Annotated in this window: 10 protein-coding genes; 5 read left to right on the forward strand and 5 right to left on the reverse strand. The window is 62.2% G+C overall.

Annotation, left to right across the window (positions count from 1 at the left end; genetic code table 11):
• The first annotated feature begins 425 nt into the window (after positions 1-425).
• The 5 genes from AC1D1N_RS19075 to AC1D1N_RS19095 are packed head-to-tail and all read left to right on the forward strand — an operon-like array spanning position 426 to position 5,665.
• Entirely contained in the window at positions 426-2,024 is a 1,599-nt protein-coding gene (locus AC1D1N_RS19075; protein WP_477350364.1) for an ABC transporter substrate-binding protein, read from the forward strand.
• A 47-nt stretch (positions 2,025-2,071) separates the two neighbouring features.
• Positions 2,072-3,079: an ABC transporter permease subunit gene (locus AC1D1N_RS19080; protein WP_192249812.1), complete on the forward strand. Its 1,008-nt coding sequence runs from the start codon at positions 2,072-2,074 to the stop codon at positions 3,077-3,079.
• Between the two features lie 26 nt (positions 3,080-3,105).
• The gene (locus tag AC1D1N_RS19085) at positions 3,106-3,990 is read left to right on the forward strand and encodes an ABC transporter permease subunit (RefSeq protein WP_477350522.1); all 885 of its coding nucleotides are present in this window, start codon (positions 3,106-3,108) and stop codon (positions 3,988-3,990) included.
• Positions 3,990-4,835, forward strand: coding sequence for an ABC transporter ATP-binding protein (locus AC1D1N_RS19090; protein ID WP_112560673.1), 846 nt, complete (start codon positions 3,990-3,992; stop codon positions 4,833-4,835). The genes AC1D1N_RS19085 and AC1D1N_RS19090 overlap by 1 nt, the downstream gene beginning before the upstream one ends.
• Entirely contained in the window at positions 4,835-5,665 is an 831-nt protein-coding gene (locus AC1D1N_RS19095; protein ID WP_112560674.1) for a dipeptide ABC transporter ATP-binding protein, read from the forward strand. The genes AC1D1N_RS19090 and AC1D1N_RS19095 overlap by 1 nt, the downstream gene beginning before the upstream one ends.
• 121 nt (positions 5,666-5,786) lie before the next feature.
• Here AC1D1N_RS19095 and AC1D1N_RS19100 read toward each other — a convergent pair whose 3' ends face one another.
• The 5 genes from AC1D1N_RS19100 to AC1D1N_RS19120 all read right to left on the reverse strand — a co-directional run bounded on the left by AC1D1N_RS19100 (position 5,787) and on the right by AC1D1N_RS19120 (position 11,665).
• Entirely contained in the window at positions 5,787-7,583 is a 1,797-nt protein-coding gene (locus tag AC1D1N_RS19100) for an ABC transporter ATP-binding protein (RefSeq protein WP_112560675.1), read from the reverse strand.
• Positions 7,583-8,629, reverse strand: coding sequence for a glycosyltransferase family 2 protein (locus AC1D1N_RS19105; protein ID WP_477350367.1), 1,047 nt, complete (start codon positions 8,627-8,629; stop codon positions 7,583-7,585). The genes AC1D1N_RS19100 and AC1D1N_RS19105 overlap by 1 nt, the downstream gene beginning before the upstream one ends.
• The gene (locus AC1D1N_RS19110; RefSeq protein WP_477350369.1) at positions 8,626-9,738 is read right to left on the reverse strand and encodes a glycosyltransferase family 2 protein; all 1,113 of its coding nucleotides are present in this window, start codon (positions 9,736-9,738) and stop codon (positions 8,626-8,628) included. The genes AC1D1N_RS19105 and AC1D1N_RS19110 overlap by 4 nt, the downstream gene beginning before the upstream one ends.
• Complete coding sequence (locus AC1D1N_RS19115) at positions 9,735-10,913, reverse strand: acyltransferase family protein (protein ID WP_477350371.1); 1,179 nt, start codon at positions 10,911-10,913, stop codon at positions 9,735-9,737. Before AC1D1N_RS19115 ends, AC1D1N_RS19110 begins: the two co-directional genes overlap by 4 nt.
• A 479-nt stretch (positions 10,914-11,392) precedes the next feature.
• Complete coding sequence (locus AC1D1N_RS19120) at positions 11,393-11,665, reverse strand: hypothetical protein (protein ID WP_436257911.1); 273 nt, start codon at positions 11,663-11,665, stop codon at positions 11,393-11,395.
• Between the last annotated feature and the right edge of the window lie 21 nt (positions 11,666-11,686).

The raw sequence follows: 11,686 nt of genomic DNA on the forward strand, positions 1-11,686 counted from the left end.
CATTGTGAGGCGTCCTCCGCTGCAGCGATGTCGCGTATTCCGGGAAATCCGGCGTGTCATATATCTATTGCGACTATCGGCGGCCGTGCAAGTCTTGCCTCAACGGCAGGACGGCAAAGATTTGCCGTCAAATCTGTCCCGCGCTGTTGCCTTAGGCACCAGCTTGTCGCGATGGGCATGAGGGACCCCAGGCCCATGGATCATTGTTCCAGCGATATTGGTGATCAATGAAAAAATGCGGTCGTTAACAATCCCGTGATTAGCAGATTTTGCTATTTCTTTCTGAAATCAAGCAAAAGCCGAGAAATATTTTCTGCTTACGGTGGGGTAGGCAAACAGGGTGTTCCAAAGCCGGAAAAACGGTGCTTATATGCGCGCTTCGCGAGCCTGATAGAGGGGCTTGGAAGAACATCAGGGAGTGCTCAATGAAAAAGAAACTGACTTTTGCAGCCGCGTTGCTGGCTGCAAGCGTCCTCGGCGGCGTGGCCAATGCCAAGACGCTGGTCTACTGCTCGGAGGCCTCGCCGGCCAACTTCGACCCGGGTACCACGACGGGCGGCAACGACTTCGACGCCTCGTCGCGTACCGTTTATTCGCGCCTGGTCGAGTTCAAGCATGGCGGCACCGAAGTTGTGCCCGGCCTTGCCGACAAATGGGAGATTTCGGACGACGGCCTGGTCTATACTTTCCACCTGCATCCGGGCGTGAAGTTCCAGACAACGGATTTCTTCAAGCCGACGCGTGACTTCAATGCAGACGACGTCGTCTTTTCCTTCGATCGCCAGTTCAACAAGGAAAACCCCTGGAACGGCGAAAAGTACCTGCCGAACCTGACCTGGGACTACTACACCGGCATGGACATGCCGAAATACGTCGCCAAGTGGGAAAAGGTCGACGACCTGACCGTCAAGCTGACGCTGACCGAGCCTAACGCGCCGATGCTGGCCAATCTCGGCATGGACTTCGCCTCGATCGTGTCGAAGGAATATGCCGATCAGCTCGAGAAGGAAGGCAAGATGGCCGACTTCTCGACCAAGCCGATCGGCACCGGTCCGTTTCAGTTCGTCGACTACCAGCTGGATTCGGTGATCCGCTATGCGGCCAACCCGGATTACTTCAAGGGCAAGGAAAAGATCGACGATCTCGTCTTCGCCATCACCCCTGACGCGACCGCCCGCATCCAGAAGGTGCTCGCCGGCGAATGCGACATCGCCCCCTATCCGAATCCTGCCGACATCGGCACGATCAAGGCCAACAACGACGTGACCCTGATGGATCAGGCCGGCCTGAACATCGGCTATATGAGCTACAACACCACCATCCCGCCGCTCGACAAGCCTGAAGTGCGCCACGCACTCAACCAGGCGATCGACCGGGCGTCGCTCATCAAGTCGCTGTTCCAGGACGCCGGCGCCACGCCGGCCGAAAACCTGATCCCGCCGACCATGTGGTCATGGAACAAGGACGTGAAGTCCGACGCCTATGATCCGGAAGCGGCCAAGAAGGTGCTGGCCGATGCCGGGCTGAAGGAGATCCAGCTCTGGGCCTCCGATCGCGTTCGTCCCTACAACCCGAACTTCCAGCGTGCCGCCGAGCTGATCCAGGCTGACTGGGCCAAGGTCGGCGTCAAGGCGGAGATCGTCAGCTACGAGTGGACGAAGTACCGCGAGGAAGGCAAGAAGAAGGAACGCCCCGGCGCTTTCCAGATCGGCTGGACCGGTGACAATGGCGATCCGGACAACTTCTTCGCCACGCTGTTCGCCTGCTCGGCCATCGGCGTGTCCAACTACTCCAGCTGGTGCGACAAGGACTTCGAGGACCTGATCCAGAAGGCCAAGAAGACCAGCGACCAGGCCGAACGCACCAAGCTCTATGAACAGGCGCAGGTTGTCTTTGCCAAGCAGGCTCCGGCCTTCCTCATGGCACACAGCCAGGTTTACGCAGTCGTGCGCAAGAATGTCAGCGGCTTCATGATGGACCCGCTCGGCATTCATCGCTTCGACGGCGTCGACAAGGCCGAATAGAACTGTTAGGCGGGCGGCGTGCAATCAGGCGCCGCCCCCTTTTTAAGATGCTCCGATATCTCCTCAACAAAATCGTCTTGGTGCTCCCGACGCTGATCGGTATCACCATCTGTGCCTTCGCTTTTGTCAGGCTGCTGCCCGGCGATCCCATCCTTGCCATGGCCGGTGAGCATGGCGTGTCGCCCGCGCGCTACGAAGAACTGAAGGAGCAGTTCGGCTACAATCTGCCGATCTGGCAGCAATATGCGCACTATGTACGCGATGCCGCGACCGGTAATTTCGGCGTGTCGATCTCGTCCAAGCGCCCGGTCATCGAAGATTTCATGACGCTCTTTCCGGCAACCATCGAGCTCTCTGTCTTTGCCATGATCTTCGCCATGCTGCTGGGCATTCCCGCGGGCATCTTCGCCGCGGTCAAGCGCGGCTCCTGGTTCGACCAGGGGCTGATGGGCACAGCCCTTGTCGGCTATTCCATGCCGATCTTCTGGTGGGGCCTGCTGCTGATCATCTTTTTCTCCGGCTATCTCGGCTGGACCCCGGTTTCCGGCCGCATCGGCCTGCAGTTCTTCATCAAGCCGATCACCGGCTTCCTGACCCTCGACAGCCTGCTCTACGGAAAATGGGATGCTTTCCGCTCGGCATTGAGCCATCTGGTGCTGCCGACAATTGTGCTCGGCACCATCCCGCTCGCGGTGATCGCGCGCCAGACGCGCTCGGCCATGCTCGAAGTGCTGGGCGAGGACTATGTGCGGACCGCCCGCGCCAAGGGGCTGTCGTCGTCCCGCGTCATCGGCGTGCACGCGCTGCGCAATGCGCTCATCCCGGTGGTCACCACCATCGGCCTGCAGGTCAGTACGCTGCTCGCCGGCGCCATTCTCACCGAAACCATCTTCGCCTGGCCGGGCATCGGCAAGTGGATGGTCGATTCCATATCCAAGCGCGACTATGTCGTCGTGCAGTCGGGCTTGCTCTTGATCGCCCTTATCGTCATGGCCGTGAACCTGATCGTCGACGTGCTTTATGCCGTCATCAACCCGCGCATACGGGCGGCGTGATGAGCCAGTCGACCGAAATCGCCCCGATGGCCGCCGGCAATCCTGATCGCCTGACCGGCTTCAGGACCTTCTGGCACTATTTCTCGGTGAACCGCGGCGCCGTCATCGGCCTGTTCGTCTTCATCCTGCTGGTGCTGGCAGCTCTGTTTGCGCCGCTGCTAGCGCCCTATGCGCCCGACATCCAGGACAAGACCGCTTTCTTGCGGCCGCCGGCATGGCAGGCGGGCGGCAGCGCGCAATATCTGCTTGGCACCGACGCGGTCGGCCGCGACATGCTCTCGCGCCTGCTCTATGGCGCGCGTTTCTCGCTGCTGATCGGCGCCGTCGTCGTCACGCTGGCACTTACCGGCGGCATCACGCTCGGCCTGCTGGCCGGCTATTTCCGCGGCTGGGTCGATGTGGCGATCATGCGCATCATGGATTTGATCCTGTCCTTCCCGTCGCTGCTGCTGGCGCTGGTTCTGGTCACCATCCTCGGCCCCGGCCTGTTCAACGCCATGCTGGCGATCGCGCTCGTGCTGCAGCCGCATTTTGCCCGCCTGGTGCGCGCCGCTGTCATGGCCGAAAAGAGCCGTGAATATGTTGTCGCCGCCAAGGTTGCCGGCGCGGGACATATCCGGCTGATGCTGCGCACCATCCTGCCCAACTGCCTGGCGCCGCTGATCGTCCAGGGCACGCTGTCCTTCTCCAACGCCATCCTCGAGGCGGCCGCTCTCGGCTTCCTCGGCCTCGGCGCCCAGCCGCCGACACCGGAATGGGGCACCATGCTCGCCTCGGCGCGTGAATTCATCCTGCGCGCCTGGTGGGTGGTGACCTTCCCTGGCCTCGCCATCCTCATCACCGTTCTGGCCATCAACCTGATCGGTGACGGCCTGCGCGATGCGCTCGATCCGAAGCTGAGGAGGTCGTGATGGCGCTGCTCAACATCCGCAATCTCGTCGTCGAGTTCCAGACCGCATCCGGCCCGTTCCGCGCGGTCGACGGCGTCTCGCTCCATGTCAACGAACGTGAAGTGCTGGCCATCGTCGGCGAATCCGGCTCCGGCAAGTCGGTGTCGATGCTGGCGGTGATGGGCCTTTTGCCGTGGACCGCGACGGTCACTGCCGATGAGATGAGCTTCAATGGCCGCGACCTCCTGAAGATGAGCCCGGCCGAGCGCCGCAAGATCGTCGGCAAGGACATGTCGATGATCTTCCAGGAGCCGATGGCCAGCCTCAATCCGTGCTTCACGGTCGGCTTCCAGATCGAGGAAGTGCTGCGCTTTCATATGGGCATGGACAAGGCCCAGCGCCGCGAGCGCGCCATTGAACTGCTGACGCAGGTCGGCATTGCCGAGCCGGCGGAGCGGCTGAACTCGTTTCCGCACCAGATGTCGGGCGGCCAGTGCCAGCGCGTCATGATCGCGATTGCCATTGCCTGCAATCCGAAGCTCTTGATCGCCGACGAGCCGACCACCGCCCTTGATGTCACCATCCAGAAGCAGATCCTCGATTTGCTGGTCTCGCTGCAGGTCAAATACGGCATGGGTCTGATCATGATCACCCACAATATGGGCGTCGTGGCCGAGACCGCCGACCGCGTCATCGTCCAGTACAAGGGCCGCAAGATGGAAGAGGCCGACGTGCTGTCGCTGTTTGAATCGCCGAAGAGCAATTACACCCGAGCGCTGTTGTCGGCGCTGCCGGACAACGCCGTCGGCGACAGGCTGCCGACCGTCTCAGACATGCTGTTCGAACCGGCCGCCGGAGTCGCCTGATGAGCATCAAGGTCGTCGAAGGCAAGAACATCAAGCGCGACTATCACGTCGGCGGCGGCCTGTTTCGCGGCGCGCGCACCGTGCATGCGGTCAAGGGCGTCTCGTTCAGCGTCGACAAGGGCAAGACGCTGGCCATCGTCGGTGAAAGCGGCTGCGGCAAGTCCACGCTGGCGCGCATCATCACGCTGATCGATCCGGCAACGTCGGGAGAACTGTTCATCGACGGCAACAAGGTCGACATCGCCAGGAGCGGGTTGACCAAGGAGATGCGCCGCAAGGTGCAGATCGTCTTCCAGAACCCTTACGGCTCTCTCAATCCGCGCCAGAAGATCGGCGATGTTCTGGGCGAACCGCTGCTGATCAACACCGACAAGCCGGCCGAAGAGCGGCGCGACCTCGCCATGAAGATGCTGAAGAAGGTCGGCCTCGGAACCGAGCACTACAACCGCTACCCGCATATGTTCTCCGGCGGCCAGCGCCAGCGCATCGCCATCGCCCGCGCGCTGATGCTGAACCCGAGCCTGCTGGTGCTCGACGAGCCGGTCTCCGCGCTCGATCTGTCGGTGCAGGCGCAGGTGCTCAATCTGCTCGCCGACCTGCAGGACGAATTCCAGCTGACCTATGTCTTCATCAGCCACGATCTGTCGGTCGTGCGCTACATCGCCGACGATGTGATGGTGATGTATTTCGGCGAAGCGGTCGAATACGGCTCGCGCGAAGAGGTCTTTGCCGACCCCAAACACAACTATACGAGGACGCTGTTCGCCGCGACGCCGCGTGCCGACGTCGCCTCGATCAAGGCCAGGTTGGCGAAGAAAAAGGCCGCCTGACCTCCCTGGCAATTGCTTTTGCACAATCGGGAATGCGTCACGGCGGTGGTTTGCCGGCACGATTGATCGCAATCCGCGAGCTGCCGGGCGCAAGCCGCGTCGCAGATTCGGGTGCGTCCCATCACTCACCCGCTCCGTGTTGGTAAAGCTCGTCCATGCTGAGCTTTGCCAGCGTTGCGAAGGGGGCCTGTTTCTTCACCCGACCGCGGCTCAAGATCACCACGTCGTCGCAGAACGAGATGGTGCTGTGGTGATGGCTGATGACAATGGTGGTGCGGCGGCCGGCCCGCGACTTTAGCGTCTCGACAATAGCGGCTTCCGACAACCCATCCACCGCACTGGTGGCTTCGTCGAGGATGAGAATATCGGGATCGCGCACCAGCGCCCGCGCCAGGGCGATCCTTTGCCTTTGTCCGGCTGACAGGTTGATGCCCCGGTATCCGACAAGTGTCGCGTAACCCTGCGGCAGGTGCTCGATGAATTCATGTGCCTCGGCCAGCCTTGCGGCGTGCATGGCGTCGCTGGCCGACGCCGTGTCGTGGCCGTAGACAATGTTCTCAAAAATGGTGCCGTCGACCAGCTCCAGCTCCTGACTGGCCAGGGCAATGTTCCGCAGCCACTGCCGTGGGTCGATTTCACCAAGCGGTGCCCCATCGACGAGGATCCTGCCGCTGTCGGGTTCGACGAAGCGGCACAGGAGATTGACGATCGTCGTCTTGCCCGCGCCTGAGCGGCCGATCAGCGCCGTCGAGCGGCCGCTGCGGATGTCGAACACCGCCTGATGCAGCACCGCCTTGCGCGCGTCGGGGCCGGACAGGGCACCGGAATAGGCGAAGCTCACATCATCGAAGCTGATCCCTTGGCGCAAGCCGTCGAACGGCAGGCTGCCCTGCGGCGCCTCGGGCTTGTCGGAAGGATCGAGAAGCCATTGCACCTCCTCCAGCGAGCCGCTCATGCCTTGCAGCTGACTCCACGACATCTGCAAGGCGCGCATATGCGGCTGCAGCCGGTAGAGCAGGATGAGGAAGGCGACGGTCAGCGGGAAGCTCACATTCGCCAGCCAGGCTCCGATCACCACCGCCAGGAACAGCATCGCGTGCAACACCTCGGTCAGCGGCGGCAACACGCCCTGGCGGATTGAAAGCACGAAAGCCGCCCGTCGCACCCCGTCGGACGCTTTGGCGAAAATCGCCTTTTCGCGGCTCTCCTGCCCGAAGATGCGGATCAGCCGCCCAGCATGCACCAGATGCAGCATCTGCGACGCGAGTGCGCTGTTGCGCGAGACGACGCTGCGGCTCGGCGCCTTCAGATTGGACGACAAAATCCCGTGCGCCAGCTGGACAAGTGCCAGCCCCAGCGTCACCAGCAGCGTCATCTGCCAGGACAGGAGCACGAGGAAGGCGAGCAGGATGACGGCGGCCGAGGCGCTGACGATCGCGCCGAGCAGGGCCTGGATAGCGTCGGACGCTCGCCAGGATTCGTTGGAGATGATGTTGAGCAGCCGTCCGGGGCTTTGCTGCAGGAAAAAGGGATAGCCGACCCTGAGCAACTGCTCCGACAGTGCGCTGCGGATCGAATAACCTGCCTTGCCGTAGATGAAGCTGGTCAGTAGCGTGTTGGCGAAGGCAAAGACATTCTTCAGCACGATCGAACCGAGGATGGCGGCCGAAATGGCGATCAGCCGCTCGCGCTCGCCGAGGTCAGCTCCAACCTGCTGGAGGAGGGCGGAGAAACCGGCCATGCCTGATGTTTCGCCACGCCCCATAATGATGCCGAGCAGCGGAATGATGAGGCCGATGCCGAGGCCTTCCAGCGCGGCGCCCGCAAGCCCTAGCCCCACCACGATGGGAACGAGCCGCAACAGCCTGCCACCAAGGGCGCGGCGCAGCATTGGCAGGGCTGACGGAATCCGTGACATTATCGCGCTCTGGCCTCGGCATTGGCTTCGCTGGCTTGCCGGTCCTGGCGCAGCGGCAGCCGTTTTGGCCATCCCATCATGACGAGCAGCGCAAATCTGGCGGCACCTGCCAGATTCATGACGACAATAGGCCAGTGCGACAGATCGAGGTCGCGGTCGAAGCGAGGACGGCCCGCCAGCTCCTTGAACGCGGCCCGCGCGGACCAATAGACATGGCGAAGCAGCCAAGGGGCGCGGCGCACATGTTTCAGGCACAGCGCACCATTACCGAAGCTATAGTCGCGGTGCAGCCTGTCGATCGATTTGCGGTCTCGCCTGCCGTGATGATGCAAGACCGTCATGTCGGGCACATACTCGACCGGCATGCCGAGCAGCATCGCCCGCACGAGATAATCCGTATCCTCAGCCGAGCGTAGCGGGCCGCCAGCGCCGAAGCGTTCGTCGAACGGCCCGATGCGGGCCGCGACGTCGCGGTGCATGGTCATGTTGCAGCCGAGCACGAAGCCGCCCGGGTGCACCGCCGGGGTCAGCCGCTCGCGCGCCTCCCAACGATTGATGGTGAAAGGCAGGTCCCGGGCATCACCGAGCTCGACGCGGCCGCCGCGGATCAGCCACTTCTCGCCGCTCCGGTAGTGCCGTTCAAGGTCGCGGAGATAGTCGCGATCGAGCTTGCAGTCATCGTCGATGAAGACCAGTACGCGGCCTCGCGCTCGCGCCAGTCCGGCATTGCGGGCAGCGGCTAGTCCGGGACGGGGCTCCGAGACGGCTGTGACTGGGATGTCTGACGTTTCGGCGATACCGGCCAGCCGCTTTGACGTGCCGTCCCGTGAACCATTGTCGACCACCACCAACTCAGCCGCGAAGGCGGCGTGCGCCCGGCATGCAGTCTGGATCGACGCTATGCAGGCCTCCAGCACAGCGGCGCGGTCGCGCGTGCAGACGATGAAGCTGACCTCGAACGACGGCCGCTCCGATCGGGGAGCTGTCGGGACAGGCACACTCGCAAACGGGTGATCGCGCAGGAGCGGGTGGGGCCTGTCGGTCATACTATTCCCCGCTGATAACGCGCCAGCACCGCTTCGGCCGGCGTAGTTTTGAAGAAGTACTCCACCGCGTCCGCCCGCTTTCCGGCCGCTATCGAGGCCAGGCTGAGCCAGGGCGCCCAGACGCCGGGACGCAGCGCATATTGTTCGCGGCGCCGGATGAAGTTCCATCTCGCTGTCCGCGTCAGCAATTCATGCGTCAGCGGCGGCTTTCTTTCGTCGCTGACGAGCTGGTAGAGGAAATAGAACAGGTTCAGCGCGCCGGCCTCGAAGCTTGGCCGTGTGCTGGCCGGCAGCGCGGAAATCCGCTCTTCCAGCGCACGGATGAAATCGGCTGCGCGCGCAACCGTGTCGAACGAGACCACCTCGCCGATGTCGCGCAGATCCGCGGTGGCTTCCGCGAGCCCCTCACGTTCGAGATTTTCGGCCACGATCCGCAAATGCGTCCTGCGCATTTCCTTGGCATGCCGCATGGTCACGCTTCCAGCATGGATGCGATAGACGAGCAGGTTCTCGGGCGAGATGGTCGCTGGGAAACGGCGAGCAAGCCGCCTGAAGAGATCGAAATCCTCGGCGTGCCTGTATTTTGGATCGTAATAGAGATCGTCGTTCCCTATGACCTTCCTGTTGTAGACCACCGTCGGGTGCATGAATATCGTAAAGAACATCGACAGTATGTCGAGCCGGCCGGATCGGAACGCCGGGTCGAGCCTGCCCTTGGCGATACGGCCGTGAAGCAAGGTATCGACGCAGGCGCCGCAGAAGCCGAGCTCGGGCCGCCGCTCGAACAGTGCCACCTGGCGCGAGAGGCGCCAGGGATAGGCAACATCGTCCGCATCCATTCGCGCAACCAGCTCGCCCTGGGCCAGTCGGAGCCCTTCATTGAGGGTGGCGACGAGGCCACGGTTTTCACGTGAGATGACAGAAACGCGATTGTCGGCCCGGCGGTATCGTTCGAGGATCTCGAGCGAATTGTCAGTCGACCCGTCATCGATAGCGATGACCTCCAGGCGATCGTAGTCTTGCCGCAGGATGCTCCCCAGCGCAGCGGCGAGATAAGGCCCGGCATTGTAGACCGGCAGCAGGACGGAGACGAGCGGCGCGACGGTCATCTCTGCGCATCCGTTCGCTGGAGGTCGAGCGCGGCGCGGCCATCGGGGAATCCGCTGGGATAGGCTTCCGCCGCCCTGCCGAGCCAGACGGCATCGCCGGCGCGTGCCTGGGAGCGGCGGCGCGCGACATAGGGGAAGCGGCGCTTGAGCCCGTTGAGCGGCTTTTCGAAAACCGTCCACGAGATCGAAGCGACGGCGATCGTGGCGGCGCTCGCGACCAGGAACCGCCCTGGCCCCTGCTCCGAGACATTGAGCGGAATCCAGGGCTGTGACTTGACGGCGAGCGACAGAAGGATCGGATGGTAGAGATAGACGCCGTAGCTGATGCGGCCCAGTGACAGCAGCGGCGGCAGTTCGAAAACCCGGCCGAGGGCGCCGCCAAGGCCGGCTGAACAGGCGGCGACGACGGCCACCAGCGGCACCAGGGGCAGGATCTGCAGCAGCGCCCAGCGGGCCCATTCCAGCATGGGATCGGCCGGTGCCGGGACAAGCCACTCAATCGCCAGGAAGATGGCCGCAAGGGCTGGCCAGCATAGCCGCATCCATTGCGGCAGGCCAGTGCCTCTGGTCCGCCAGCAGGCAAGCAGAGCACCCAAGGCCAGCGCATCCATCGATGCCGGTGGCAGCAGGTCGCGCGCCAGCGCCGGGGTGGCGGTGATCGGCCAGTAGCAGCGATAGGCCAGCGACAACAGGATGACGCCGATAGTGATCGCTTCCACGCGCCGGCGCGGTGCGAGAAGCACGACCAGCGGCCAGGCGATGTAGAACTGCTCCTCGATGCTCAGGCTCCAGAAATGGCAGAGTAGCCAGGGTGTCCATTCGTTGCGCAGCGCGTACCAGAAATTTGATAGGTAAAGCGCATGCCAGGCGAGCGATCCGCTGGACTGCTCCAGATCGGTCAGCCAGACGAACCCGAGCACGGCGAAATAGGGCGGGAATATGCGCAGCGCGCGCCTGATGTAGAAGGATCTCAAGGCAGGGCCGGCTTCGAATTCGGCCGCGGCGCGGGCTTCGAGCAGCAGTCGGGTGATCAGGAAGCCGCTCAGCACGAAGAACAGCCGCACGCCGATATGGCCCCAAAAGGAGGACCCGTTGGGTGCCAGGAAATGAGAATAGACAACCATCGTGACAGCGATGGCGCGTAGCGCGTCCAGCTGATTGTCGCGCGCGACCATCAGCCATTTCCGCCGGTCTGATATCTCCGAAGAAGCCGGCGGCCTGCCATTCCGGGTCTCAGGTCTGCCAGCGTTGACAGTACGCCGACAACGTCAAACCCGCGCCTTGTGCGCGAGGCAGTCTCGAAATCGGTAGTGGCCAGCGAAAAACTCAAGCTGGTCACCTTGGCGGAATCCTCCACGGCGCACGTCCTGGTACTGAATCCCCCAGGAAATGGTGTAGCCGGGCAATGGTGCAGTGCAACACAAAATATCTTCCGAACTGTAATATTTATGTGAGTGAATGCTTAAAAATGGATATGATTGGCAAATGCGCGGTGTCGTTGACGGATTTTCTCGCGCGCCATGCCCGTCGGGCGAGTTGTGTCTTATCACGAAGACCTGGTTTAATTGCATGTCTCGAATCTGCATGGCTTGATGTCTTCAGTAGGCTACAAAAATATCTCAAGAAGATAGGTGTTGTATTTTATGACTGAAGTTTATATTGCCGAATAATCGGCAAAATCGAAACTATTGATTTTGCGCGACGCAGCATAATCGATGGCCAAGCGTCTGACGACGCAGTCCTTCCCGATAGCGCGACAATCCCGGTGCTGGAACAGAGAACCGGAGACATCCGCACCAGTGGCGGCAGCCACATAGGCGGATTTTACGGTGGTTTGTGATAGGTGAAATTTGGGAATTTTGGAGAGGTGGATGCCATGCGCGCCCTCAAGCGGATTGAAGGGTCCACCACGCGCCGAAGCCTGCATTGGATGATGCGCTTTTCGTCG

Source organism: Mesorhizobium sp. P2_B5, from assembly GCF_056404775.1.

What these genes read in the sequence shown, in the direction of transcription:
- AC1D1N_RS19075 (WP_477350364.1), top strand. Translation starts at nt 426, where the DNA reads ATGAAAAAGAAACTGACTTTTGCAGCCGCGTTGCTGGCTGCAAGCGTC.
- AC1D1N_RS19080 (WP_192249812.1), top strand. Translation starts at nt 2,072, where the DNA reads ATGCTCCGATATCTCCTCAACAAAATCGTCTTGGTGCTCCCGACGCTG.
- AC1D1N_RS19085 (WP_477350522.1), top strand. Translation starts at nt 3,106, where the DNA reads ATGGCCGCCGGCAATCCTGATCGCCTGACCGGCTTCAGGACCTTCTGG.
- AC1D1N_RS19090 (WP_112560673.1), top strand. Translation starts at nt 3,990, where the DNA reads ATGGCGCTGCTCAACATCCGCAATCTCGTCGTCGAGTTCCAGACCGCA.
- AC1D1N_RS19095 (WP_112560674.1), top strand. Translation starts at nt 4,835, where the DNA reads ATGAGCATCAAGGTCGTCGAAGGCAAGAACATCAAGCGCGACTATCAC.
- AC1D1N_RS19100 (WP_112560675.1), bottom strand. Translation starts at nt 7,583, where the DNA reads ATGTCACGGATTCCGTCAGCCCTGCCAATGCTGCGCCGCGCCCTTGGT.
- AC1D1N_RS19105 (WP_477350367.1), bottom strand. Translation starts at nt 8,629, where the DNA reads ATGACCGACAGGCCCCACCCGCTCCTGCGCGATCACCCGTTTGCGAGT.
- AC1D1N_RS19110 (WP_477350369.1), bottom strand. Translation starts at nt 9,738, where the DNA reads ATGACCGTCGCGCCGCTCGTCTCCGTCCTGCTGCCGGTCTACAATGCC.
- AC1D1N_RS19115 (WP_477350371.1), bottom strand. Translation starts at nt 10,913, where the DNA reads ATGGTCGCGCGCGACAATCAGCTGGACGCGCTACGCGCCATCGCTGTC.
- AC1D1N_RS19120 (WP_436257911.1), bottom strand. Translation starts at nt 11,665, where the DNA reads ATGCAGGCTTCGGCGCGTGGTGGACCCTTCAATCCGCTTGAGGGCGCG.